The organism is Erysipelatoclostridium sp. DFI.2.3, from assembly GCF_019132535.1.
GTDB lineage: Bacteria > Bacillota_I > Bacilli_A > Erysipelotrichales > Erysipelotrichaceae > Clostridium_AQ > Clostridium_AQ innocuum.
Genome location: NZ_JAHOOJ010000031.1, coordinates 1 through 24,699, shown reverse-complemented (window position 1 = coordinate 24,699; position 24,699 = coordinate 1). Strand labels below are relative to the sequence as shown.

The window sequence follows — 24,699 nt, the reverse complement described above, 5'->3', positions numbered from 1 at the left end:
AATGGAATGAATTAAGCATTTGCATACCCTTTATGATTATAAAGGTATACCTTTCTGTCTATATACTTATAATTAATGAAACAGGTGATTTCATATGAAATCATCTGTTTTTTTACGTTTTTCAGTCTATATAAATATACTTTATAACACTATTCTCGTTTTATTTAGTATATCTTTAAAGGTATACGTTTTGAGATTTAAAATTCCATTTTATAAAAGGGAGGGTAGTGAATTCATTAATGAATGTAAGTACATGAGGGAAAAAATAGGAATAACAGCATGTTTGCTGGAGGAAATCGTTGTTTGCAATCTTTCTTTTCTTTTTGATTTTACAGGTGATTATACAGTGCGCATCTGTGCCTTGTATTTTGTCATTCAGTATCTGTTTGGTCATTATCGGACGAAGACGCTGCTGATCTGGGAAGAGATAGAGCTGCTTGTAAAAAGTCATATCTGTTTTTTTATCGTCAGTATCCTGCTTGACCCCATGCAGGATTTCAATGCTCATTGTGCTTTGCTGAATGCAGTGATCTCATGCATCATGCTCTGCTTCAGTATCCTATTACAGCGTTATCTGCGCATCTGGTTTCGAAACAGCTGTGCGGACAATGTACTGATCATCGGTGCAGGAAGGCAGGCTCTTGCATTTGCAGAGGTCTGTGAGAAAAACCGGTTTGCGCTGATGAAGGTAAAGGGCTACATAGATACACAGGATGGTCATGTGTTGAAGGATATCAAACAGGATGTGTTTGCGTTGGGTGAGCTGGAACAGGCCGTTTCCAGACTGCAGATAAATTCCGCAGTCATCGCCTCAACGAATCTTACTAATGCACAGTTCGATGATATCCTGCTGAAGCTTAGGACAGTCGAAAAGATTCGCTATATGCCGTCCGTCAAGATTTTGACCTTCGATACTAGGGTCGAGGATTTTGACGGTCAGCTGCTCGTATCTACAGCAAAGGGAAAGATATCGACCTTCAATAAAGTGGTCAAGCGGACCATCGATATTCTCGGCGGTATAGCCGGCTGTATCCTGCTGATCCCCTTGACGATCTATGTGTGGAGATCAAACAGCAAAAATCATGATCATGATCCCATATTTTTCAAACAGGTGCGAATCGGGAAGGGCGGAAAGAAATTCGTTTTGTATAAATACAGGACGATGATACCCGATGCGGAGCGCATACTGCAGGAGCTTATGGAAAAGGATCCCGTGATCAGGGAAGAGTACGAGACGAATAAGAAGCTGAAGAAGGATCCCAGAATCACAAGGGCCGGAGAATTTCTGCGACGGAAGAGTCTGGATGAATTCCCGCAGTTCCTGAATGTGCTGAAGGGCGATATGAGCCTGACAGGACCAAGGCCGTACCTGCCTGGGGAACGTAAAGATATGGGGATCTATTATGACTATGTGATCGGCTGCAAGCCCGGACTGACCGGCATGTGGCAGACACACGGACGAAGCGATATCAGCTTTTCGGACCGGTTGAAGATGGATGAGTATTACTACAAAAACTGGAGCCTGAAGCTGGATATGACGATCCTCGTCAAGACGATCAAGACCGTGTTTCACGGGGATGGGGCAAGATGATGAAGCCGTGGTACGTGCTGTATGTGATGGGTGGCAGAGAAAAAAGGATATTGGAGCTTTTGAGTCAACAGGATGGTATAAAAGCATTCACTCCTTTAAAGGAAGTGGTGCACCGCATACAGGGGAAGCGAGTGATTGTGAAGAAACCGTTGTTTCGTTCGTATGTGTTTGTGGAAACAGAGCTGAATCCGAACGGGTTCCAGCAGGCGCTGCTTCGATACCGTTCACAGATCCGCGGTATCTTGAAGGAACTGAGGTATGAGGATGACGTCAGTGCATTGAGCACGGAAGAAAGAGCGTATCTGGAAGGCCTTATGGATGAGGAACACAATGTTAGAATATCAAAGGGTGAGATCCTGGATGGAGAGGTCATCATCACCGAAGGTCCGTTAAAGGGCTATGAAAGCAATATTATACGAATTGACAGACATAAACGGCGTGCTATCCTGAATGTTCGCATGAACAATCAGGATCTGCAGGTGGACGTTTCTCTGGAAATAGTGAAAAAGATCGAATCTCAGAAGTAATAGTTGTTGAGGCACTTTATGGAGAGGTTCAGGATACAGCCAACCATTCAACACTGCAGGTGGGGGAAGGGGAGAGTGTATCCTTTTTATGTAGTAAGATTCTCGCCTCAAAAGAAGAAAGCAAAGGAGAGAAATTAGTGGAAGATTTACAGAAGAGCATAGAACAGAATGAAGAAATAGAAATCGATCTGGGAAGACTGTTTCGGCAGTTGAAGAAAAAGATGTCCTTTATCATCGCAGTGACGGTGATCGCGATCATCATATCCTTATTGGTGACGAAGTTTCTGATACCAAAGAAATATGAAAGCATGGCAAGGATCTATCTGAAGCCGAATATCACGGAAAGTGGAATGATCGATTACAATACACTGACCGCCAATTCCAAGATGGTGAACAACTATGTCCTGATGCTGCAGGGGAACAGCCTGCTGGAGGATGTCGCGGAGAAGCTGAAGCTGGAGAATGAGGCATTGGTAAAGAATTCCTTGAGCGTCAGCAATGAAGCAGACAGTGAGATCATCACGGTGAGTGCTAGGACGAAGGATGCGAAGATGTCGAAGGATATCGTGAATACGACGGTGAATCTGTTTTTTGAGAGCATGAAGGACAAGCTGGATATCAAGAATATGACGATCCTGGATGCGCCGCAGGTGAATGAGACACCGGTATCGCCGAGCTTAAAGATGAACCTCTTGATCGGAGCGCTGCTTGGAATCATGGTGTCCTGTGGCTTTGTGACTGTACAGTTCCTACTGGATAAGAGGCTACATACGAAGGAAGATGCGGAATCGTATTTGGAGATACCGGTACTGGCAGAGATTCCGTTTCTGGAGGATTAGCGAATGAGCTTCATTGATCTGCATTGCCATATGGCATGGGATATCGATGATGGTATCGATAGCCGTGCAGAAGCACAACAGGCGTTACAGCAGGCCAGGGTGGATGGAATCGTAAAGCTGGCGGCAACACCGCATTTCATACCAGGAGCTCAAAAGGAAGCGGATGTAAGAGAGATGGATCAGCGGATCCGGGAGCTGAGGGAGCTTGGCAAGGAATATGGCGTCACGATTTACAGTGGCTGTGAGATGTTTCTGAATGATGATTATCTGGATATGGTCGATGGGAAATATTATAACACGATCAATGAGAGCCGCTATCTGCTGTGTGAGTTTGATGTCCGCAAGGATATCGAAAAGAACAGCTATGCGGATGAGCAGCTGTATGAATTGTCGATCAGAGGACTGACTCCCATGATAGCGCATGCGGAGCGGTACTTTCATAAGGATATCGATGTAAATCGAGTAAAGGAATGGATAAACAACGGATATGTGATTCAGATGAATCGGACGAGTCTATTGGGAATGCATGGTTCGCAGATTCAGAAGAATGCCAGACGGCTGTTGGAGGAAGGACTGGTGCATATCGTTGCGAGTGATGCACATCGTACCGGTGGAAATCGTATCTGCAGGCTGAGCGATGTATATCAGGAAATCGTAAAGGTAACTGATACGGCGAGCGCAGAGCTGCTCTGTACCATCAATCCACAGCATGTCCTTCAAGACGAGGATGTGGAACGTATGGCGGTAAGGAAAAGATCCTGGCTACAGCGAATGAGGAGGAGATGATGAAATGGAACGAAAGATAGCACCAAAGCGGAGTGATCCGAAAAAGCATACAAAAAAGAGTCAGTTTGACAATATGGAGGTATATCGTCAGCTGCGGACGAATATAGAATATTCATCCTTCAATAAGGATATCCAAGTGATTTGTGTGACCAGCTCGAATCCAGCAGAGGGAAAAAGCTCGGTCGCAAGCAACCTGGCAACGGTGGCGATTGCAAAGTACGAGAAGGTCCTGTTGATTGACTGTGATCTTCGAAAGCCCGTACAGCATAAGATCTTCAAGGTTTCGAATAAGCTGGGGATCAGTAATCTGATGAAAGAGAAGTCAGAGATCGACCTGGAGATCGGAGGTTATTTTCAGAAGTTCAAGGATAACAGTACGGACGGCAAGCTGTATGTGCTCACCAGTGGAAAATCTGTCCCGAATCCGCAGGAGATGCTGGCGAGCGACCGCTTCAAGGAGCTGATTGAAAAATTTCGAGAGATGTTTGACTACATCATCATCGACTGTCCGCCATTGAATGCGGTAGCGGATGCAATTCCGGTTTCGAGTATTGTAGATGGAACACTGTTTGTGGTATCCGCAATGGATACAGCAAAGCAGGAGGCAAAAAATGCGTTGACGATGCTGCAGAGAAATGGTGCGAATGTATTGGGGTGTGTGTTGACGAAGGTTGATATCACATCGAAGTCTTATTACAGCTATTATGGAAATTATAGCTAAGTGATGGAAGAATGAAACATGTGATCGGGATGAGGTGAGTCGATGAAGTATTTCTATGCATACGCTACAACGGAGGCTGAATGCGAAGCCATACACACGATTGTATTACATTCAGATTTGAATATACAGGAAACTTCTATTTACATAGATAACAATAGGTACGATGCATGGAATCAATTGATTGCTAATCTGGAAATGAAGGATGAACTTTATGTTTATAAGCTTTCGTCAATCGCAGCGGATGGAAATACACTCTTTGTCCATCTAACATATATAAAGAATAAGAATATAACGATAAAGCTTTTGGATGATTCAGATTTGAATACTGAACAGATGCTGACTCTGATTGATTTTGTCAGAGATACACAGCGCAAGCAGATATATGATAAGCAAATGGAGGGAATCCAGAGAGCTCTGGAGAAAAAGCGAAACGGGGAGGGTGATTACGGTCGACCTAAAATAACGCTGCCTGCTGATTTTGAAGTTAATATCAAAAAAATCATGCGAAAAGAAATGAAGCATGAGGATTATCGGGAGAAGTTAGGTTTCAAGCGTTCTACCTATTTTAAATTTGTCAAGGATCTGAAGGATTCCTGGAAGCAGCAGGAGCTGGAGAGGAGTCTGAGAAAAGATGGAAAATATTAAAAAGTATGGAAAGCATGTATGCTGGATCGTGATGGTTCTGGCCGCGGCATATTTGTTATGGAGTCTGTACAGGTTCCATATTTTGCCATTGAAATATTATATACCGATTCTTGTTGTTATCTTATTGATTGTCGGTGCAGTTATCTATTGTATCCTTGGAAAAAAGGCTAACAAAATTACCAAGATTCTGGGATGTGTATTTTCAATAGTCCTTTGTATATGTATCCTGTTTATGAACGTTAAGGTTATAAATAAGGCACAGGAAACAGTGAAGGCTGTCAGTAACGGCGATATTAAGACGACAGAGATTTCTGTGCTTGTAAAAAAAGACAGCAGCTATAAGGATGTTAAAGATTTGGATGGAAAACAGTTTGGTATATTAAAAACAATTGATCGTGAGAATACGGACTTTATGTTGAACCGCCTAGGCTCTCAATTTTCAAATGAGATATCCAAAATCGAGTATAAGGAATTCAAGGATGAGATGCAGGGATTGCTGGATGGCAATACGGATGCCATTATCATGAATGAAGGGATGCGGGATGCATTCAACATCATCGATGGCAGCTTTGAGAAGGAAACAAGAGTTATCTATACGCTGGATCGTAAGGAAGTTTTGAAAAACTTAAAAGCGAACAACATCACAAAGGATCCATTCATCGTGTATATCTCAGGAATCGATACGAATGGTTCGATATCTAAAACGAGTCGAAGTGATGTCAATATGCTGGCGGCAGTGAATCCGCAAAAGAAAGAGTTGTTACTGGTATTCATACCACGTGATTATTATGTACCCTTACAGTGCCCGAATGGCAGTTGTGAAACAGGTGCGATGGATAAATTGACACATGCTGGACTCTATGGCGTGGAAACATCACAGGCAACATTGAGTAAGCTGTTTGATATTAAGATTAATTACAATGTGCGACTGAATTTCGATACGCTGACGACCATGGTGGATGCATTGGATGGAATAGATATTTATTCTGATAAAGAATTAACTGCATATACAAATAAGAATTGCAGCTATGTTAAAGGAAATCAACATGTAGATGGTGCTTGTGCATTAGCTTTTGCGAGAGAGCGGTATGCTTATGAAAGTGGAGATCGTCATCGTGGAGAGAACCAGCAGCAGGTAATTGAAGCGATGTTGAAGAAATTCACAAAGTCAAATGTCATCAAGAATTATGAAAGCATCATGAATGCAGTACAGGGAATGTTTCAGACCAATATGACAACGGATGAAATCACTGCACTCATACAGATGCAAATTGATGATATGGCTACATGGAAGGTCACAAGTATCAGTGCAGATGGCACAGGAGATATGTTGCCTACGTATTCGTTTGGTAGTCAGCCGTTGTATGTTATGCATCCTAAGGAAAACGCAATCGTAAATATAAAGAAGATATTGAAGAACATATTATGAACATGAAATTATTTCGAGGACTATATCACGGGAGTTCAATCATATTTTCATGAAGTGATTATTAGGAAATTATATCTGTTTCTTATTGGAAGTTTAACTGAAATAATAAGGTGATTAATTCTAATCCTAAGGCAAAAAATATGAGATGCGTATATAAATGTTAATTCTATGTTTATTTATGCAAAAGAAGGGAATTTACTATGAATATCGAAACTATAGAGTTTTTCTGTAAAGTACAAACATTTTTACGGCATAAATATTTAAAAGCGATTTATTATTATGATAAAAAAGGGATAATGATATCCAATGTCATTAAGTTAAGAAGATGAAAACTAACAGGATGCGATTTTATATAATCTTATCCTGATAGGATTAAGAGTATTCTGAAAAAATGCATGACAAAAAGAAGATTTTTCAAGCAATTTATAAACTTTTGAGTTTTAATTATATCGTGTTAAGAAAGGCGGTAGTTGAAACATATTTGCGCTTGTGATTTCACATGCCTCTTACATTTTCGATTTGGGTGGATTGGTAAGATATCTTGTGAAATGAGAGTTTCAAGATCAGGCGGGTGACCGCCTTTTCTTTTATGATGCTGGATAAAATAGCGACAATGATGTATCGCCATTTTTTTGTTTATCGCATAAGAATACTTTTTTTCTTACCCTTTTCCTTTGGCTTTTTATTTACTATATGATGAGCCATAATAAAAGATATATTATATAGTATCATCCTTGCCTAAATCTCCTGTTGGATGCTTTCTCGTTTTTTTGCATGAACAGCAACAGATCCGCTGAATATTTAAGGTCACGGAACGATAATTCTTTAAACCATCGAGTATTGTATATTTCTTTTATTTCATCCTTACTAAATTCAACCCGGTTTAAATTTGTGATAATCGATTCATATTCTTCACTACCATCCAGTTTAAAGCGAACTACACGGAAATGAAGTTCATACTCAGGATTATGTTCATCAATAAAATCAAATGTAGATGTAGTAGATAAGAAACGATATTTTTCTTGTTGAGATTTTATATCTTTGGTCTGTTTTCTTGTCAATGTAATATGTAAATCCAAATCAAATTCTTCATCTGGCTGATTGTAATTTCATAAAAAACTGGAAATTGAGTGTATATCTTTCACACGTATCAAAAAGGACTTACCTGAATAATGACATTGGGGTTCTTATACGTTTTGTGTAAAAAAATTTGGATGATATTATAGAAGACATATGTCTTATACTTTCAGATTTAATAATCATGATTGCTATGTAAGAACAGACCCTTTTTATTCTGATTTTTTTAAGGGGGTGTAATTATAAAGAATGCTGTTATAGATGTTTATTCAAATTAGGAAATCATAAATCAGATTTTACTGTGGGAGTTTAATGGAGTGGAAATTGCGTACCCAGATTTTATGGATAATAAAGGCGTATTATATGTTATTTTCAATACGAGTAAGGGAAAAAATCTATCTTCTAAAACTAAATATTATTTTGAGATTATAAATTTAGATTTAGCAATTATAAAAAAATATAATAAAACCCTTACTTCAGCAGTAAAGCGACCTGAAATAAGAAATACATTCTATTCATCCTTGAATACTGATGGATACGTAGAAGTATATACAAAAAAATATCTTTTAAAAGTAAATTAAAGTCTTATCTGCCAAATTTTATTGAGAAAATTATGAAAGGATAAAAAATGAATAAAATAAATATGCCAATATTATATGAACAAAAAAAAGATTGCTGTGGATGTAGTGCTTGTTATGCATGTTGTCCGGTTAAAGCTATACAAATGAAATCGGATAACGAAGGTTTTCAATACCCTATTATCGATGAAAAAAAATGTATAAGGTGTCTAAAATGTATTAAGGTTTGTCCACTTAAAACATAATAACAATTCTAGCAAACACTGCTAAAAATCAATAGTTTTTATACTATATTTGTAAAAAAAAAGGTGAAATCGAAGTAGTTGTAGTAGAACTTGCCGTTCGGATGGTTGCTTTAGGAAATGATGTAACTTGCTATAATCCCAAAAACAAAAAAGTGGGTAAAGGAAAAAATGATAGGAAATATAAGCAAGTTCTTTTTAAATCAGTACCTACAATAAAAGGTTTTGCAGCTATAACGTCATCTGTTTTTGCTTAAATCTTTGCATCTTTTGGAAGATATGATATTGTACATTATCATGCTGAAGGTCCTTCAATTATGTGTTGGTTGCCAAAGCTATTTCGAAAAGGGATTGTAGTAAAGATTTATGGAATTCTAGTTATAATTTTTGCAAGCTAGGAATAAACGCCTTAAATACGGGCTTTTTTGCATGTAAGAATTTGTCACAGATTAAGAAACAATTTGAAACAATTGGGTAAAAAAGCAGTATTAGAGATGATTTTCTGATTAGCTTGTGGACCTAAAAAACATTTATAAGAAGAGGGTGAGAGTGTATATGACAAAACAAAGTAAAATTAAAATTTTACATGTTGCTGAATGTATTGGAGGTGTGGATAAATATCTCCACAGTTTATTAAAATATACGGAACGTAATAAATATGAAACTATTGTTGTTTTATCTCATCTTTATAATGCTAGCGAATATAAAGATATATCCAATCATATTGAACAATTGAATATACCTCATGATATTGGAATAAAAACTATATTATCATCAAAAAAAATACGTAGTATTATAAAAAAATATGACCCAGATGTTGTTTATGCACATTCAAGTATTGCGGGCGCTATAACTAGAATTGCTTGCTTGGGTGTAAAATGTAAAGTCATATATAATCCTCATGGATGGTCGTTTAACATTAAAAGTAAAAAAAGTTGGATTTATGTGGCGTTAGAAAGACTAATGGCAAAGTATTGCGATGCAATTGTCTGCATATCAGAAGCAGAAAAGAAATCTGCGTTAGATAACAATATTTCAAATATAAATAAATTACATATAATTTATAATGGAATAGAAACAAATATAGTGCCTGAAAAAAGTAGAAAAGAGCTTGGTATACCTGAAGATGCATACGTAATTGGTATGGTAGGCAGAATTTGCAAACAAAAGGCACCTGATATTTTTGTAGGAATATCAAAATTTATAAGTGATGCATATTTTTTAATAGTTGGAGATGTATTGGAAGGTTCTTACGAAGAAAGAAAAGAAATTGAAAAAATCGCAAAAGAAAATAACGTCAAATTGAAAATAACTGGCTGGATTGACAACCCGATAGATTATGTAGGAACATTTGATGTTGCTTGTTTACTAAGCAGATGGGAAGGATTTGGACTAGCAATCCCAGAGTATATGATTTGCAAAAAGCCAATAGTTGCTACGAATGTTGATGCATTATCTTATTTAATTCAAAATGAGCAAAATGGTCTTTTGGTTAGTGTGGATAATCAGGAAGAAGCTGCAAATGCTATATCAAAAATAAGAAATAATGATGAATTTAGGAAAAAAATTATCAAAAAGGGATATAAAGATGTGTTTGAAAAATATGATGTAAAAAGAGTTGCATTAGAAACAGACAAACTCATTAATGCACTTCTTGATTAATCTAAAGTAAAACATTATTTGGAGGTATTAATAGTGAAAAGAGTATGTTTAGTAGTTAACGGCTTGAGCTATGGAGGTGTAGAACAAGTATTGTTTAATTATTTAAATAATTATGATAAAGACGAATATGTTTTTGATATAGTTGCACAACGTGAAATATCCGTAGAAAAAGATATACAACGTTTCTCAAATATTGGATTCAATATCAAGTTTGTGACTCATAAAAGGAAAAATTTACTCAAGAATATTTTTGAAATAAGAAAAATATTAAAAAATGGTAACTACGATGTTGTCCATTCAAATATGAGTTATATGAATTTTTATATTCTGTATTTATCAAGAAAATATGGGATCAAAATCAGAATTAATCATTATCATAATGTTTTTAACGGCAAGCACCTAAAACAAATTGTATATTCGGTATGCAACAATTTATGCGATAGGTATTCGACTTGTAATTTGTTTTGTTCGGAGAAGGTATCTGATTATTTTGGTAAAACTACGAAGAAGTCACAAGTATTACCAAATGCTATAAATATTGAACAATTCAAATTTAGAAGATCAACAAGAGATATAACCCGTAAAGAACTTGGTATAAAAAGTACTGATTTTGTATTAGGGCATATTGGACGTTTTACAGATCAAAAAAACCATAAGTTTATAATTGATATTTTTCAAGAATATTGTAAAAAAAATAGTAATGCTAAGCTTTTATTATGTGGAGATGGTGAAATGCTTGGTACGATAAAAAAACAATGCGATGATTATAAGTTAAGTGAAAATGTGATTTTTTTATCTCCAAATTCTAGACCTGAATTGTACTACAATGTAATGGATTATTTCGTATTTCCTTCATTATTTGAGGGGTTAGGTATCACGATTGTTGAAGCGCAGATTAATGGTTTACCATGTATTTGCTCAAGTGTAATACCGGAAGAGGCAATTTTATCAAAAAATGTTAAAGTAGTTAGTTTAAATGAACCTGCGAAAGTATGGGTAGATAAAATTAAATGTAAAAGTACTGAAAGAAAAATTGATTTTGATTATTCTAGATATGATTTAAGTTTACATAAAGCACTTTTATTCAAAGTGTATAACAATCAATGTGAAGGGATATAATTATGAAAATAAAAAAGTCTAGTTTAAAATTAAATAATTATAAATCTAATTTAAGTATGAGTACTCCATTTATACTAAGTTTATGTATTGCTTTTGCTTTGTTTTGTTCAAGTATGCTTGGTCTACAAGTGTTTGGTATTTCTCTTAATAAAATAGGTCTATTACCTTTAGAGTTATATGGTTTATATCATATTTTTCATGTAAAAAAGGGGAAAATACAAGGTAACAGATATATTAAAGCTTTTATAGTTTTATACATGATTCAGATAATAGGATCAATCTTATCGTTAGCTTTTAGAGATTATATATCTTTTTTAGAATGGGAAGATCGATTAGTTAATAATGCGGTTCAATATTTATTTATATATTTCCCAATAGCCTTCTTCGTTTTTTCATATAGTAATAAGAAGGCTTTGTTTTCATCATTTAAAAGTATAATGATAAAGATATGTAGATTTCATGCCATCTACGTTCTCATTCAATTTGTGCTATGGAACACAATTAGTATTAATATAACAGATATTCTAATTAATCAAATGTTTTCACATATATTTGGTAGTTATGGAGTCGCGTATGGAAACACTGGTACTCAGATTTTTTTAAGAATAACTGGATTGAATAGTGATGCTGCATTCTTATCAATACTAATGCTTATTGGTTATTGTTTTGATAAGAATAAAGTATATAAAATATTATATTTTGCAAGTACGATTTTTGCGGTATCTAGAGTAGGGATGTTTTCAATTGCAATGCTAATGTGTATAGAATTATTTTTATACTTAGTTAAGCACAGACATGGAATCAAGCAAAAGGTTATTATTAGATCATTTATCGGTGTTGTTATTCTACTTTTTCCTGTGATAGTTGTGTATAACAATAGTCCTTCTGTACAAAATTATATCAATTTATTATTCGGGAGAATTCTTACTATATTTAATAGTGATGCTGATATTTATGGAACTGGTAGACATATGAGTTATCCGTTCTTATCTATTTATTCGTGGTTTTTTGATTTGAACATAATTGAAAGATTAATAGGTGTTGGAATTAGAACGGAAGGGTTAGTTTTTAACCACAGCCAATACATAGCATCTTTTTTTGATTTCAATCGAACAATGTTGACTAGTGCTTGGGCAATAGAGTGTGATTTTGCATCTATTTTACTAGGTAATGGGATTATAGGTATGTTAGTTTATTTGTATTTGTATATTCAGTTAATAAAATCAAAAGATATGTCTTTAATTTTATTAGGCATAGGCTTATTAGTGTTTGGGATAATGTACGACGTGTTTATATCTACAATAGTACAAACAACTTTAATATTTATTTTTGCTTATAGGGGGGATATGTTATGTGCAAAAAAACAAGTTCAAAGTCATTAATCAGCGGAAAAAGAAGTGAAGTAGAATTTTCAATTTGCATTCCAACATATAAGAGAACTCAATATTTAAAACAAGCTATAGATAGTGTGTTGATGCAAGATGATATTGAGAAATATTCGTATGAAGTAATAGTGGTTAATAATGATCCACAAGATGAGATGAAGGAACTTTGTGAGCAGTATATTGATAACAACAATGTTTACTTTTTTTCTAATGAAGTAAATGTTGGAATGTTAGGTAATTGTAACCAATGTATTAACTTAGCAAAAGGTAAGTATGTTTTATTTTTACATGATGATGATTATCTATTAAAAAATCATCTTAAAGAATTGATGAAATCTATTGAATATGCTAAGAAAAATAACTTAGATGCTGATTGTTTTATACCATCACGCTATGTATTATCACAATCATATTCATCTTTAAAAAAAGCTTTAAAAAATACTCTAAGCTTATTATTTTGTGTAAGAAAAGTGTATAAAAAATATTTAACAAAAGTAGATTATAAGGATGCTCTATTGTCATGGCGAGATTGTTTTCTAGCTCCTACATGCGGTATTTGTTTTTTACATGATAGCTTGCAAGAATATGGAGAAATTAAAGAAGTATTCGGTAAAGCGTGGGATTTTGTGTTTTTATATGAATTTTCAAAAAAATTCAACGTATACATAATGAAAAATAGAACGGCAGTATATAGATTAGAATCTGGAGTTACAAAAAATAAATTTACTCAGTTAGATTTTTATGAATATAATCAATATTTATTGAAAGAATCGGAATTACAGTTTAACAAATATTTTTATAATGAAATATATTGGTTTAACTATAAACGAAACATAGATGAAACAAAAGAACTTATTAGAGATAAAGGAATGTTTGATTTTAATACAAAGTATTCAAGAATAAAGTTTTTATTATTTAAAAGCAAACAAATGATTAACTATTATTTAAGAAATTTGGATGCAGAAAAAATTGTGTCTAAGGAGGACATATTATAATGAAAGTAGTAATTTTAGCGGGTGGATATGGAACAAGAATTTCAGAAGAATCAGCGTTCAAGCCAAAGCCCATGATTGAAATTGGTGGAATGCCTATTTTATGGCATATTATGAAAGGGTTTTCTGAACAAGGATTCAATGAGTTTGTGATTTGTGCCGGTTATAAACAGCATGTTATTAAAGAGTGGTTTGCAGATTATTTTTTACATACATCAGATATTACTTTTGATTTCACCAAAGGAAATGAAATGATTGTCCATAATAAGCATGCAGAAGCTTGGAAAGTAACAGTAGTAGACACTGGATTAAATACAATGACAGGTGGTAGAATTAAAAAAATACAGGATTATATTGGAAATGAATCATTTATAATGACTTATGGAGATGCTGTTGGAAATGTAGATATTAACGATTTAATTAAATTCCATAAAGCACATGGCAAAATTGGAACAATATCTGTATACAACTTCGGTCAAAATAAAGGGGTTCTTGATATAGCTAAAGATGGGAAAGTAAATGCATTTAGAGAGAAGTCTGATCTGGATGGAGATTTGATCAATATTGGATTTATGGTTATGAATCCTGATATTTTCAAAAGAATTGAAGGGGATAATACTGTTTTTGAACAAGAACCATTAAATAGCTTGGTTGCGAATAATGAGTTAATTGCAAGAACACATATTGGTTATTGGCAATGTATGGATACTCTTAGAGAAAAGCAGCAGTTAGAAAAATTATGGAGTTCAGGTAAAGCACCTTGGAAAACATGGGAGGATTAGGCATGTTCGATATTAATTTTTATAAAGGAAAAAAAGTATTTATTACTGGACATACAGGATTTAAAGGATCTTGGTTATGTAAAATTTTAACTAATGTTGGAGCAGAAGTTACGGGTTATTCTCTAAATCCTCCAACTTCTCCATCATTATTTGAAATTGCTAAAATTGAAGATGATATTCATTCAGTAATAGGTGATATAAGATATTTAGATTCTCTTAAAAGTGTGTTTGATGAAGCTCAACCTGAAATTGTTCTTCATTTAGCTGCTCAACCTATTGTAAGAGATTCTTATAATGATCCAAGATATACATATGAAACCAATGTTATGGGGACAGTCAATATTTGCGAGTGTGTCAGAAAATCTAAAACTGTAAAATCATTCCTAAATGTGACTACTGATAAAGTGTATTTAAATAAAGAATGGAATTGGGGATATAGAGAAAATGAAGAATTAGATGGATACGATCCATATTCTAATTCTAAGTCTTGTTCTGAATTAGTTACTCATTCATACATCAATTCTTTTTTTAATGAGATGGGAATTGCAGTGAGTACAGCTAGGGCAGGTAATGTTATTGGTGGTGGTGATTTCGCTAATGACAGAATTATTCCTGACTGCGTTAGAGCTGCAATTAAGAATGATGATATCGTAGTTAGAAATCCATTCTCAACTCGACCATATCAACATGTATTAGAACCATTATATGCATATTTAATGATAGCAGCTATGCAATATGAAGATAACAAATATGCTGGATATTACAATGTAGGGCCAGATGATATTGATTGCTATCAAACTGGAGCAATTGTGGATGTTTTTGTTTCAAAATGGGGAGATAACATGAAATGGATCAATCAATATGACGGCGGTCCTCATGAAGCTGATTTTCTAAAATTAGATTGTTCAAAATTAAAAGCGACATTCAATTGGAAACCACATTGGAACCTAGATACGGCTATCGAAAAAGTATGTGAGTGGTCTAAATGTTGGATTAATAATGAAGATGTTCGAGCATGTATGGATAAAGAAATTAATGAATTTTTAAAGGAAGGTATTTAAGTGTGAAGCAATAAAATAAGAAAAGGGCAACTTAAAAAGAACACAAAAGCGAACTATATTTAGCTCGAAAATGACAGAATTATTAGCTTGCGGCTAAAATAGGAGTAATTTTATATTCTCCTATAGATTGTAAAAGCTCTAAAGCATATTAAATATCCTGCTTACGAGGCTTAGGGGGATTAGGGTACATCAGTTCCTCATAATCGGATGGATGGAAATCCTTCAAGTATTTGAACATATGAAAAAGGCAGACTGCCATCAATCTGGTAGCAGCGATGTCCGCACGTTTATGACCCCTGCGCTTTTTGATTTTATTATATTTGATCTTGAAGTAAGGATATTACTTATCTTTAAGTGCGGCAAGTGCACATTGGATAAGCATTGGTAAGTATGTTCCAGCATGAGAGATACAGACAGATTTCTTTTTATCGGCACTCGCATTATTTGTCGGGGTAAGACCAATCCAAGAAGTAAAATGTTCTACGTCGAAAAAAACACTCATATCAACACCGGTTTCTGAAACCAGCGTTGTCGCAGAAAGGTGACCAATACCAGGCAATTGAGTTGCAAAATCAATATACACATGGTATTTCGAAGTTCTTTTATCTATTTCAATAGAAAGTGCGGACTTCATATCTTCAAGAAACTGCATGTGACCAAGTGATAATAGGGTTTTGTATGACTGATCATCATCAAGGTGAAAACCTCTGATGGAGTTGAGAATTTCCTCACTTTTCTTTTTCAAGGAACCATGGAGTAAAGATCTGATATGGACTTCATCGACATCACTGGAAGTGAGAAGTTCAGAAAACACGGCAGAAGCACTGACACCAAAAGGATCAGAAACAACGAATGCCAAAGAAATATTGGAAACAGTTTGACAATTCTGCACACGGTTCTTTTCTGAAGATATAAAGTTTGTAATTTTATAACGATAACGAGATAGTCATGAAGTTGACGAAACTCTTAATTGGGCATGTAAGAAGGTTGTACTTCGCCCATTTGAAATAATTCTGCGATATGAATAGAATCTAAGAAATCAGGTTTTTTACCTTTCGGTGATTTAACATACTTTGGATGAGTGATAACAATATCAAAATCACGATCTTCAAGGTAGTTAAATACAGGAATTCAATACTTGCCTGTAGATTCCATACAGACGCAGTGGCAGTCATAATGATCAAGCCAGTCAACGAGTTTAACAAGGTCATAATTGTGAGTAGAGAATTTGCGGTGATGGTAAACAGGTTCCACCTGCATACTTTCAGCGATGATGATTGTGCAAGCTAATTTCTTTTTGTTGACATCAATACCACAAGCAATGGGGTACATCACTCTGCTCATGAAAACCGCCTCCTTTGAAAGAAAGAAAAAGCATTGACTGCCATCTGTGTTCTCAAATATATCGATTCAAATAACAAGATTACTTTATTGGTAAGTGTATGTCCTCAAAGGGAACAAAAGTTTGTGCATGGACAGATGACTGCACAGATAAGAATACGAGTTAAACTAAAAAACAGAAAACATCACTCACCTCCACGTGCTCTATAGTATATTTCTTCTCTAACTATATTATAACGCATTGTAATGGTGCTGGTGTTTCATAAAAATTTGTGCTCACGCATAGCGAGAGAATGGAGGCAAGAATGAAAAATGTCATAGTTACAGGTGCCAATGGATTTATTGGCTCATCATTAATTAAAAAAATAATTCAAAATAATATTTTTGTAGTTGCAATTGATATATCTTTTAAGAATTCTAAATTACCTAAGTCTGATTTAATTAATGCTATCGAAATATCTTTAGATAATGCAGAAGATATAGAAAAATTAATTTCCTCAAAAAAATATGATTGTTTTTATCATTTTGCCTGGGCAGGTGTAAATGGCGGTGATAAAGCTAATCCATATGTGCAATTAAAAAATATTGAAATGACTTTGAATTGTGCCACTATAGCAAAAAAAATAAATTGTAAAAGATTCTTATGCGCAGGAACAATAGCTGAAAGAGCTACAGAATCATTAAACAAGCTAAAAAAAACAAGTGGTGGGATGATGTATGGTGTTGCAAAAACATCAGCACATTTAATTCTTGAAACATATTGTAAGAATATTGACTTAGAGTATGTTTGGATGCAGTTTTCAAATATATATGGTCCTGAAAATAAAACGGGAAATCTTGTTAGTTATACAATAGGTGAATTAGTAAAAGGTAATGAAGCGACTTTTGGCCCTGCAATGCAACCATATGATTTTATTTATGTTCAGGATTTAATTGAAGCTGTATATAGACTTGGAGAGGCAAAACTCAATGAAAATTTTTATTTCATTGGTTCTGGTAAACCTAGAATTTTAAAAGAATACTTAGCTGAAATTGGTGAACAGTGTAAAAAAAGTGATTTAATACGAATTGGTGTAAGAGAAGATGATGGAATTAAATACACTTTCGATATGTTTGACACTAAAAATTTATTAAATGACATTGGTGACTTTGTAACAAAAGATTTTACAGAAGGATTAAAATATACATTAGAGAATTATTAAGGAGACTTGGTATGGTACAGAAATGGAATTTTCAAGAATTAGATTTAAAAGATGCATATTTAATTAAACCATTTTTTGCTTCAGATGATAGAGGTGGATTAATTAAAGATTACAACATTGATGTCTTTAAAGACCATGGCATTAATCACGAGTTGAAAGAAGTATTCTATACTCTTTCAAAGAAGGGTGTTATTAGAGCATCACATTTTCAATTAATTAAACAACAACCTAAATTAGTACGTTGTGTAAGTGGTCATGTATATGATGTTATTGTTGATTTGAGACCAGATTCTCCAACATATGGTCAATGGAGAGGATTCCATCTGACAGCAGAAAATATGGATTCATTACTGGTTCCAGCTTATTTTGGACATGGATATTTAGTAATTGAAAATTCAATTGTAAGTTATAAAGCAACTGAAGTATTTTTTGAAGAAGGTGATTCAGGAATTATGTACAATGATCCTGATATTGGGATTGAATGGCCATTCGAGTTAATTGGTGGAAAAGATAATTTGATTATTAGCGATAAAGATTTAAATTTAATGAGTTTTAATGACTATAAGAAAATTATGGAAAATTATGACAATAAATCAGAAATTGAAGGTCATTTACAGTGAGAAGAATAAAAAAAGTCTTATCTATTAGTATAAGCAAAACATTATTAGTAAATTATAGATATTTTGGATGGGAGGGGTTGGTTAATCCTATCATTATTATATCAAAAAATACTAAATTAAAACGCTTATCAGGTAATGTGTTTGTTAAAAACAAAAAATGTCGTGTATATTTTGGATTTGTAGATGTTGGTATATTTGACAAAAAATATGAAAGAAGTATTTGGGATAATAACGGTATATTTCAATTTGAAGGTTCAGCTCATTTTGGATAAGGAACTAGAATTTCGAATAGTGGGAAAATAGTTTTTGGAGATAATTTTTGTGTTACGGCAAATTCTGCAATAGTATGTGTTTCTAATATAAATTTTGGATCTAATGTCTTATTGTCTTGGGATATTTTAATTTTAGATACAGATTTTCATAAGATATATTCTATAGATGATGAACACCAAATTAATAATCCTAAAAAAATTATTATAGGTAGTAACGTTTGGATTGGTTGTCGAAGCCTAATTTTGAAGGGGGTTGAATTAAAAAACAACACAATAGTTGCTGCTGCTAGTGTAATTTCGCACTCAAATACAGAAGAAAACTCAATTATTAATTCTAATAGAATAATTAAAAATAATGTGATTTGGAAAGAGTAAATATGTAAAACCGCTTTTAATATGTTCTAAGCAATGTTTTGAAGGGAGAAAGTATGAATAAGAAAATTGGTATTTTAACATTTCATAATGCAGTAAATTATGGTGCTATATTGCAATGTTATGCATTGCAAAATGCATTAGAACAAAGAGGATATAATGTGGAAGTAATAGACTATACACCTCTATATTTTAATAAGGTTTTTTTCGACCCTTTAAAGCCATGGGAAGCAATTGGAACAAAAAATAAATTGAAATCTTTAATTAAAGTCTTCATAAGATTTAGGCAACAAAGAAACAATTCTATAAAACAATTTGAATTAAAACAATTTGTTAAAAAGTATTTAAAAATTAGTGAAACAGTAGATTCTGAATTAATAAGTACATTTGATACTATCATTGCGGGAAGTGATCAAGTGTGGAATTTAGAACTTTTGGAAAATGATACAACGTATTTGTTGGATTTTCCAAATGATGTTAGAAGAGTTTCGTATGCTGCAAGTTTTAAAGTGTCTGATGTGGATGAGTTTGCAATTGATGCTTATAAAAAGTATCTTCCCAAGTTTAATAATATTTCAGTAAGAGAAGAAAACTTGAAAGTTTATCTAAAAAATAATCTAAATATTGACTCAACTAATGTTTTAGATCCTACTTTTTTATTAAATATGAAAAAATGGTCAGAACTAATAAATAATAAGAGATTGATAGAAGAAAAATACGTTCTGGTTTATCATGTTAATCAACCAGTTGAATTAGTTTCAAAAGCGTTAGAGTACGCAAAGAAAAATAGTTATAAGGTAGTAAGTTTAAATAGATTGAACACAAAAGATGATTATATTGATTTTAGTTATGCATCTATTGAAGAATTCTTGAATCTAGTAAAAAATGCTGAGGTGGTATTTACGACATCTTTTCATGGAATGGCTTTCTCAATTAATTTTCAAAAAGAATTTTATTTCGAGATTCCTGAAAAATCATACAATAATAACGAAAGATTGTTAGATTTGGCAAAAAAATTGAAATTAATGAATAGGAATATAAGCAACGGTTTAGATGAAAATCCAATAAATTGGGAGAGTGTGACTGATTTACTTGATAAATATGTTGAGAATTCTAATGAATTTTTAAACTATTCTTTAAATAATGAGGAAATGAAGAAATATGAGTAATATTGATTATTTTAATGACAATAAACCTATCGAATCATACATTGCTTATATTCGTGATACAAAATCTAGATTCAATAGTACATCTGGTGGCATTTTTTTTGAATTAGGGAGAAATTGTATTTTAGAAGGTGGATCAGTATATGGAGTTGCATTTGATGATAAATTTTCTCCTCAGCATAGAAGAGTAACAAATTATGAAGATTTGAAGCTACTGCAGGGATCAAAATATCCTCAAAGTAATGTAGGTGATATTTTTGTTCAAGTAAAGAAAGATCTGGACGAAGGTAAGAAAGTTCTTTTTTCAGGGACTCCATGCCAAATAGTGGGATTAAAAGCATATTTAAGAAAATCATATACAAATTTAGTTGCAGTTGATTTGATCTGCCACGGTGTTCCGTCGCCAGGTATTTGGAACAAATATCTTAATTATAATTTTAAAATTGATGAAATAATTGATATAAAGTTTAAAGACAAGTCTAATGGATGGAAACTATGGAGAGTAAGAATAGAGTCAAAAAATGCGTTATATGAAAAAGAAAGAACTGATGATGCATACATGGCTTCGTATATCAATGCTTGGAATATAAGACCATCATGTTATAAATGTAAGTTTAAAGGTCTTGATGGACGTAACTCAGATATAACTATTGCTGATGCGTGGGGTAAAGCGGAAACTGATTTAAGTTTAAACGACAATAAAGGATTATCATGTATAATTATTAATACAGAACATGGGGAATGTGAACTAGAAAAAATAAAGCGACAACTTGTTCATAAAAAATATAGTTTTGAAGATATAGTATCAGGTAATCCTGCATATAATGAATCAATAAAAAAACATTTTTTAAGAAAATGTTTAACAAAAATGACATATAAGAATATTAAGTTGATTGACATTTTGTCGAATGATAATTTATTCGGCAAATTAATCAGTAAAATTAATAGAGTTATAAATAGGAGTAATTAATTATGAGAAAATTTATAATTGGATTAGGTAGTTTTCCGTATAAAAAAGAGTTGGAAAATGTTTTACCAAGGGCGTCTACATTAGGCTTTGATTTTGTAGATACAAGTGATGACTATTTCAATGAAGATTATGTTGGTGACTATGTTAGAGACAATAATTTTAAAGTTTTTACAAAATTCTCTTTCGTTGATCAATTTAAAAATTTTGAGCAACATTTTAATGACTCTAAGATAAAAATTGAAAAAAATGGTACTGAGTTGTATTGTTATTTACTTCACTGGCCATATCCATTTTTATATAAAAAATTATGGTATAAAATGGAAGAGTTGTATTTGTCAGGTAAAGTTAAAGAAATAGGTGTTTGTAATTTTACCGAAAAACAATTAATGAAGTTAATGAAAAATTGTAGGGTAAAACCAATGTATAATGAAATCGAACTTCATCCTTTATTTCAACAAAAAGACACTGTTGAATTTTGTGAAAAAAATGATATTCAAATTATTAGTTATTCACCTTTCGCTAGAATTGATAAAAGACTTTTTGAGAATACTAATTTAATAAATATTTCCGAAAGAGAAAATACATCTATAGCAAATATTATACTGAAATGGAATATAAATAAAGGATATATACCTATTCCAAGTACATCAAAAGAACATCATCTAAAAGAAATGGAACTAGACAAGATTAAACTAATAAATCTGGATAAAGACGATATGAAAATAATTGATAGTTTAGAATGTAATGGTAGAATAAGATTTAATCCAGATACATATTTTTCATTTAAAACTAAAATTAAGTTTTTACTTATTTCTTTAGGAGTGCTATAAATATATGGAAAAGCAGTTGAATAAAACCTCGTTGAAGGTTAATTTTATTTTTAATACTTTTTTACAAATATTGTCCACAATTGCACCTCTTATAACTGCTCCATATGTTTCAAGGGTATTAGGTCCAGATAATATTGGAATTTATAGTTATACTTTGTCTATTAACTCTTATTTTGTTTTAATAGCAGGTCTTGGCACAGCTTCGTATGGAATTATTGAAATCGCTAAGGCCAGAGATTCTACTTACGATAGAAGTAAAACATTTTGGGGAATTGAATTAATTACTGTAATAACTTCTGTAGTTAGTTTGATTTTGTGGTTTTTTATTGTTCTTTTTTATGACGAATATCGTTTTATATTTTTTATTCAAACATTTTATATTTTAGCAATTATTTTTGATATATCGTGGTTCTTTTTAGGTATAGAAAAATTAAAACATACTGTAATAATTAATTCATTTTTCAAAATTATGGGAGTTATTTTTATATTTTTATTTGTAAAAACTCCTAATGATCTATCTATATACATTTTAATATTAGCCTTATCAACATTTTTAGGCAATACAAGTATGTGGATTTTTTTGCCAAAATATATAGTGAAATCCAAGGTTACACAAAAGGATCTATTGGCCCACTGTAGAGGCACGCTTATATATTTTGTTCCAACAATCGCAGCGACAATTTACACAGTTGTTGACAAAACATTGATAGGAATAATAACAAAAGATAATATAGAGAATGGTTGCTATGAACAAGCAACAAAAATAATTTCAATCATTAGAACAATATCATTTACATCAATGAATACTTTATTTAGTTCAAGAATGTCATATTTATTTAGCAAAAATATGAAAAAAGAAATTGAATTTAACTTATCTTTCGCACTTGAATTTATAATGACTCTTAGTTTTGGCGCTTTTTTTGGATTGTGTGCAGTGTCAAAATGTTTCGTACCAGTATTTTTTGGAGAAGGTTATTCTAGAGTCGTAATATTTTTAATTTTAATGTCACTATTGATTCCTATTATGGGAATAAGTAATACAATCGGATATTTATATTATAATCCGTCAGGTAATAGAGCAAAAAGTGCAAAAATACTGATTTTTGGAACATTGATTAATTGTATATTAAATGTTTGTTTAATAAAATTATTTTCTGGAATAGGTGCAATTATAGCGTCTGTTATAGCAGAATTTATAATTACTTATTTATATATTAAACAATCAGATGGGTATATTTCCTTTAATCAAATGTTTAAAATTATATCAAAGAAGTTAATATCTGGAATCTTGATGCTCATGACTATAATTGTTATATCTAAATATTTAGTATATAGCATTTTATCTTTAATAATTGAAATATGTTTAGGAGTAATCATTTATTATCTTGGTTTAATCGTATTAAAAGACACTTTTGCATTAGGTGTTACCAAAAAAATGTTTGTTAGCATACAATCAAAGATAAAAAAATAAGATTATGTTGAAAGGAAAAAGTATATTGTTAAAACTAAAATAAATTTATACAATATATAGTTTAATAACATGAGAATAAAAAAAATGATTTCATTCAAATTTTGGATACCAAATTTTAAAATGTACAAAGAGTTATTTGCAAATGATAGTTATGCATTTTCTACTTTCAGAGATAAAGACGGCGATTTAACTGTACGTGAGAAAATGATGGTTGAATTGAAGGCAGTAAAATTGTTTAGAAAATATCAATCTAATTATGACACGATATGGAGATATTTTTATTCTTTAAGATTAAAAAAATATCAATATAAATATGGACTAGAAATACAAAATAAAAATATAGGAAAAGGTTTTGTTATTGGACATTGGGGTCGAATTGTTATTAATGGTGAATCAAAAATTGGAGATCAGTTTATGGTAACCCACGGAGTTACTATTGGAAGAGACATTAGGGGAAAAAGAAAAGGTGTGCCGACAATAGGAAATAGAGTCGCTATTAGAGCTAATTCAACAGTGGTTGGCAATATCAAAATCGGGGATGATGTATTAATTGCACCAAATACATTCGTAAATTTTGATGTGCCAAGTAATTCTATAGTTATTGGTAATCCTGCAGAAATAATTTTTCGTGATAACGCATCAGAAGGACATGTCGGACGATTACCTTAATAGATATGAAATAAGAAATAAATAAGAAAAAAATGTAGTTAAAGAAGCAATGCCAATAAGTTAAGGAAGTTGACAAAATAAAAAATAGATTAGATGTCTGCACAAGAGATGAAATGTAGATGTCTAATCTTTTTATAAACATATTTAACCCCTGAAACATAGTAAAAAGAGCATTATGAAAAAATATGAGGGCAACTATGCTATATATATCAATATGCTTTTTGGGAATATAGCAAAAGATGTGTAAATAGTAAAAAGCGGGTAAGAATGTAGATACGAAACATACTTACAGGAGGAAAAATACTATGAACACATCTTTTATTTCGACAAAGCAGATCAAGGACCTTGTG

28 protein-coding genes are annotated in these 24,699 nt (G+C 32.6%); 25 read left to right on the top strand and 3 right to left on the bottom strand.

Going from position 1 to position 24,699, the window contains the following annotated elements; all coding sequences use genetic code 11:
• Positions 1–253 precede the first annotated feature (253 nt).
• The 7 genes from KSZ58_RS20545 (at position 254) to KSZ58_RS20515 (ending at position 6,538) form a co-directional block, all read left to right on the top strand.
• On the top strand, positions 254–1,591 hold the full coding sequence (locus KSZ58_RS20545) for an exopolysaccharide biosynthesis polyprenyl glycosylphosphotransferase (protein ID WP_224727407.1): 1,338 nt from the start codon (positions 254–256) through the stop codon (positions 1,589–1,591).
• Positions 1,588–2,118: an antiterminator LoaP gene (gene loaP, locus KSZ58_RS20540; protein WP_002610214.1), complete on the top strand. Its 531-nt coding sequence runs from the start codon at positions 1,588–1,590 to the stop codon at positions 2,116–2,118. The genes KSZ58_RS20545 and loaP overlap by 4 nt, the downstream gene beginning before the upstream one ends.
• A gap of 137 nt (positions 2,119–2,255) precedes the next feature.
• Positions 2,256–2,957, top strand: coding sequence for a YveK family protein (locus KSZ58_RS20535; protein WP_002610217.1), 702 nt, complete (start codon positions 2,256–2,258; stop codon positions 2,955–2,957).
• Between the two features lie 3 nt (positions 2,958–2,960).
• On the top strand, positions 2,961–3,743 hold the full coding sequence (locus KSZ58_RS20530) for a tyrosine-protein phosphatase (RefSeq protein ID WP_009271029.1): 783 nt from the start codon (positions 2,961–2,963) through the stop codon (positions 3,741–3,743).
• Between the two features lie 4 nt (positions 3,744–3,747).
• Positions 3,748–4,464: a CpsD/CapB family tyrosine-protein kinase gene (locus KSZ58_RS20525; protein WP_009271028.1), complete on the top strand. Its 717-nt coding sequence runs from the start codon at positions 3,748–3,750 to the stop codon at positions 4,462–4,464.
• Positions 4,465–4,506: 42 nt separating this feature from the next.
• Complete coding sequence (locus KSZ58_RS20520; RefSeq protein WP_009271027.1) at positions 4,507–5,109, top strand: recombinase family protein; 603 nt, start codon at positions 4,507–4,509, stop codon at positions 5,107–5,109.
• A complete protein-coding gene (locus tag KSZ58_RS20515; RefSeq protein WP_002610226.1) occupies positions 5,096–6,538 on the top strand; it encodes an LCP family protein in 1,443 nt (480 codons plus the stop codon). The genes KSZ58_RS20520 and KSZ58_RS20515 overlap by 14 nt, the downstream gene beginning before the upstream one ends.
• Positions 6,539–7,266: 728 nt before the next feature.
• Here the strand turns inward: KSZ58_RS20515 and KSZ58_RS22995 are convergent.
• Positions 7,267–7,599, bottom strand: a complete 333-nt coding sequence (locus KSZ58_RS22995) for a transposase (RefSeq protein WP_224727406.1) — start codon at positions 7,597–7,599, stop codon at positions 7,267–7,269.
• A 333-nt stretch (positions 7,600–7,932) separates the two neighbouring features.
• Between KSZ58_RS22995 and KSZ58_RS20505 the strand changes: the two genes are divergently transcribed.
• The 9 genes from KSZ58_RS20505 (at position 7,933) to rfbG (ending at position 15,436) form a co-directional block, all read left to right on the top strand.
• Complete coding sequence (locus KSZ58_RS20505; RefSeq protein WP_009271026.1) at positions 7,933–8,196, top strand: hypothetical protein; 264 nt, start codon at positions 7,933–7,935, stop codon at positions 8,194–8,196.
• 47 nt (positions 8,197–8,243) lie between these two features.
• Positions 8,244–8,438: a 4Fe-4S dicluster domain-containing protein gene (locus KSZ58_RS23550; RefSeq protein WP_081616021.1), complete on the top strand. Its 195-nt coding sequence runs from the start codon at positions 8,244–8,246 to the stop codon at positions 8,436–8,438.
• 101 nt (positions 8,439–8,539) lie between these two features.
• Positions 8,540–8,692 carry a hypothetical protein gene (locus tag KSZ58_RS20495; protein ID WP_181952837.1) on the top strand — a complete coding sequence of 51 codons (153 nt, stop codon included), beginning with the start codon at positions 8,540–8,542 and terminating at the stop codon, positions 8,690–8,692.
• A 298-nt stretch (positions 8,693–8,990) separates the two neighbouring features.
• Complete coding sequence (locus KSZ58_RS20490) at positions 8,991–10,097, top strand: glycosyltransferase (protein ID WP_002610258.1); 1,107 nt, start codon at positions 8,991–8,993, stop codon at positions 10,095–10,097.
• 33 nt (positions 10,098–10,130) lie between these two features.
• Positions 10,131–11,216 (top strand): glycosyltransferase, encoded by a 1,086-nt coding sequence (locus tag KSZ58_RS20485; RefSeq protein WP_002610260.1) that lies wholly within the window; start codon positions 10,131–10,133, stop codon positions 11,214–11,216.
• A 2-nt stretch (positions 11,217–11,218) separates the two neighbouring features.
• Positions 11,219–12,598 carry a hypothetical protein gene (locus tag KSZ58_RS20480; RefSeq protein ID WP_002610262.1) on the top strand — a complete coding sequence of 460 codons (1,380 nt, stop codon included), beginning with the start codon at positions 11,219–11,221 and terminating at the stop codon, positions 12,596–12,598.
• Positions 12,568–13,596, top strand: coding sequence for a glycosyltransferase family 2 protein (locus KSZ58_RS20475; protein ID WP_002610263.1), 1,029 nt, complete (start codon positions 12,568–12,570; stop codon positions 13,594–13,596). Before KSZ58_RS20480 ends, KSZ58_RS20475 begins: the two co-directional genes overlap by 31 nt.
• Positions 13,596–14,375, top strand: coding sequence for a glucose-1-phosphate cytidylyltransferase (rfbF, locus tag KSZ58_RS20470; RefSeq protein WP_002610265.1), 780 nt, complete (start codon positions 13,596–13,598; stop codon positions 14,373–14,375). The genes KSZ58_RS20475 and rfbF overlap by 1 nt, the downstream gene beginning before the upstream one ends.
• Positions 14,376–14,377: 2 nt before the next feature.
• A complete protein-coding gene (gene rfbG, locus KSZ58_RS20465; RefSeq protein ID WP_002610267.1) occupies positions 14,378–15,436 on the top strand; it encodes a CDP-glucose 4,6-dehydratase in 1,059 nt (352 codons plus the stop codon).
• A gap of 340 nt (positions 15,437–15,776) precedes the next feature.
• On the opposite strand, the gene KSZ58_RS23430 is transcribed toward rfbG, so the two are convergent.
• Positions 15,777–16,328, bottom strand: a complete 552-nt coding sequence (locus KSZ58_RS23430; RefSeq protein WP_022300317.1) for an IS110 family transposase — start codon at positions 16,326–16,328, stop codon at positions 15,777–15,779.
• A gap of 239 nt (positions 16,329–16,567) precedes the next feature.
• The gene (locus KSZ58_RS22985; protein WP_009271024.1) at positions 16,568–16,780 is read right to left on the bottom strand and encodes a hypothetical protein; all 213 of its coding nucleotides are present in this window, start codon (positions 16,778–16,780) and stop codon (positions 16,568–16,570) included.
• 302 nt (positions 16,781–17,082) lie between these two features.
• On the opposite strand from KSZ58_RS22985, the gene KSZ58_RS20455 reads away from it, so the two are divergent.
• From KSZ58_RS20455 to KSZ58_RS20415, 9 genes are all read left to right on the top strand, one after another.
• Entirely contained in the window at positions 17,083–17,979 is an 897-nt protein-coding gene (locus tag KSZ58_RS20455) for an NAD(P)-dependent oxidoreductase (protein WP_002610272.1), read from the top strand.
• Positions 17,980–17,990: 11 nt separating this feature from the next.
• Positions 17,991–18,599, top strand: coding sequence for a dTDP-4-dehydrorhamnose 3,5-epimerase (gene rfbC, locus KSZ58_RS20450; protein ID WP_002610274.1), 609 nt, complete (start codon positions 17,991–17,993; stop codon positions 18,597–18,599).
• A complete protein-coding gene (locus KSZ58_RS20445) occupies positions 18,596–18,871 on the top strand; it encodes a hypothetical protein (protein ID WP_038274603.1) in 276 nt (91 codons plus the stop codon). The genes rfbC and KSZ58_RS20445 overlap by 4 nt, the downstream gene beginning before the upstream one ends.
• Positions 18,872–18,982: 111 nt before the next feature.
• Positions 18,983–19,246, top strand: coding sequence for a hypothetical protein (locus KSZ58_RS23545; RefSeq protein ID WP_154411063.1), 264 nt, complete (start codon positions 18,983–18,985; stop codon positions 19,244–19,246).
• A 53-nt stretch (positions 19,247–19,299) separates the two neighbouring features.
• Positions 19,300–20,412: a polysaccharide pyruvyl transferase family protein gene (locus KSZ58_RS20435; RefSeq protein ID WP_009271022.1), complete on the top strand. Its 1,113-nt coding sequence runs from the start codon at positions 19,300–19,302 to the stop codon at positions 20,410–20,412.
• Positions 20,405–21,379 (top strand): Coenzyme F420 hydrogenase/dehydrogenase, beta subunit C-terminal domain, encoded by a 975-nt coding sequence (locus KSZ58_RS20430; RefSeq protein WP_002610279.1) that lies wholly within the window; start codon positions 20,405–20,407, stop codon positions 21,377–21,379. Before KSZ58_RS20435 ends, KSZ58_RS20430 begins: the two co-directional genes overlap by 8 nt.
• Positions 21,380–21,381: 2 nt before the next feature.
• On the top strand, positions 21,382–22,209 hold the full coding sequence (locus KSZ58_RS20425) for an aldo/keto reductase (protein ID WP_008728775.1): 828 nt from the start codon (positions 21,382–21,384) through the stop codon (positions 22,207–22,209).
• 4 nt (positions 22,210–22,213) lie between these two features.
• On the top strand, positions 22,214–23,680 hold the full coding sequence (locus tag KSZ58_RS20420) for an oligosaccharide flippase family protein (RefSeq protein WP_009271021.1): 1,467 nt from the start codon (positions 22,214–22,216) through the stop codon (positions 23,678–23,680).
• Positions 23,681–23,749: 69 nt separating this feature from the next.
• The gene (locus KSZ58_RS20415; RefSeq protein ID WP_224727404.1) at positions 23,750–24,349 is read left to right on the top strand and encodes a serine acetyltransferase; all 600 of its coding nucleotides are present in this window, start codon (positions 23,750–23,752) and stop codon (positions 24,347–24,349) included.
• Positions 24,350–24,699 lie beyond the last annotated feature (350 nt).

What these genes read in the sequence shown, in the direction of transcription:
- KSZ58_RS20545 (WP_224727407.1), top strand. Translation starts at nt 254, where the DNA reads ATGAGGGAAAAAATAGGAATAACAGCATGTTTGCTGGAGGAAATCGTT.
- loaP (WP_002610214.1), top strand. Translation starts at nt 1,588, where the DNA reads ATGATGAAGCCGTGGTACGTGCTGTATGTGATGGGTGGCAGAGAAAAA.
- KSZ58_RS20530 (WP_009271029.1), top strand. Translation starts at nt 2,961, where the DNA reads ATGAGCTTCATTGATCTGCATTGCCATATGGCATGGGATATCGATGAT.
- KSZ58_RS20525 (WP_009271028.1), top strand. Translation starts at nt 3,748, where the DNA reads ATGGAACGAAAGATAGCACCAAAGCGGAGTGATCCGAAAAAGCATACA.
- KSZ58_RS20520 (WP_009271027.1), top strand. Translation starts at nt 4,507, where the DNA reads ATGAAGTATTTCTATGCATACGCTACAACGGAGGCTGAATGCGAAGCC.
- KSZ58_RS20515 (WP_002610226.1), top strand. Translation starts at nt 5,096, where the DNA reads ATGGAAAATATTAAAAAGTATGGAAAGCATGTATGCTGGATCGTGATG.
- KSZ58_RS23550 (WP_081616021.1), top strand. Translation starts at nt 8,244, where the DNA reads ATGAATAAAATAAATATGCCAATATTATATGAACAAAAAAAAGATTGC.
- KSZ58_RS20495 (WP_181952837.1), top strand. Translation starts at nt 8,540, where the DNA reads ATGGTTGCTTTAGGAAATGATGTAACTTGCTATAATCCCAAAAACAAA.
- KSZ58_RS20490 (WP_002610258.1), top strand. Translation starts at nt 8,991, where the DNA reads ATGACAAAACAAAGTAAAATTAAAATTTTACATGTTGCTGAATGTATT.
- KSZ58_RS20480 (WP_002610262.1), top strand. Translation starts at nt 11,219, where the DNA reads ATGAAAATAAAAAAGTCTAGTTTAAAATTAAATAATTATAAATCTAAT.
- KSZ58_RS20475 (WP_002610263.1), top strand. Translation starts at nt 12,568, where the DNA reads ATGTGCAAAAAAACAAGTTCAAAGTCATTAATCAGCGGAAAAAGAAGT.
- rfbF (WP_002610265.1), top strand. Translation starts at nt 13,596, where the DNA reads ATGAAAGTAGTAATTTTAGCGGGTGGATATGGAACAAGAATTTCAGAA.
- rfbG (WP_002610267.1), top strand. Translation starts at nt 14,378, where the DNA reads ATGTTCGATATTAATTTTTATAAAGGAAAAAAAGTATTTATTACTGGA.
- KSZ58_RS22985 (WP_009271024.1), bottom strand. Translation starts at nt 16,780, where the DNA reads ATGAGCAGAGTGATGTACCCCATTGCTTGTGGTATTGATGTCAACAAA.
- KSZ58_RS20455 (WP_002610272.1), top strand. Translation starts at nt 17,083, where the DNA reads ATGAAAAATGTCATAGTTACAGGTGCCAATGGATTTATTGGCTCATCA.
- rfbC (WP_002610274.1), top strand. Translation starts at nt 17,991, where the DNA reads ATGGTACAGAAATGGAATTTTCAAGAATTAGATTTAAAAGATGCATAT.
- KSZ58_RS20435 (WP_009271022.1), top strand. Translation starts at nt 19,300, where the DNA reads ATGAATAAGAAAATTGGTATTTTAACATTTCATAATGCAGTAAATTAT.
- KSZ58_RS20430 (WP_002610279.1), top strand. Translation starts at nt 20,405, where the DNA reads ATGAGTAATATTGATTATTTTAATGACAATAAACCTATCGAATCATAC.
- KSZ58_RS20425 (WP_008728775.1), top strand. Translation starts at nt 21,382, where the DNA reads ATGAGAAAATTTATAATTGGATTAGGTAGTTTTCCGTATAAAAAAGAG.
- KSZ58_RS20420 (WP_009271021.1), top strand. Translation starts at nt 22,214, where the DNA reads ATGGAAAAGCAGTTGAATAAAACCTCGTTGAAGGTTAATTTTATTTTT.
- KSZ58_RS20415 (WP_224727404.1), top strand. Translation starts at nt 23,750, where the DNA reads ATGAGAATAAAAAAAATGATTTCATTCAAATTTTGGATACCAAATTTT.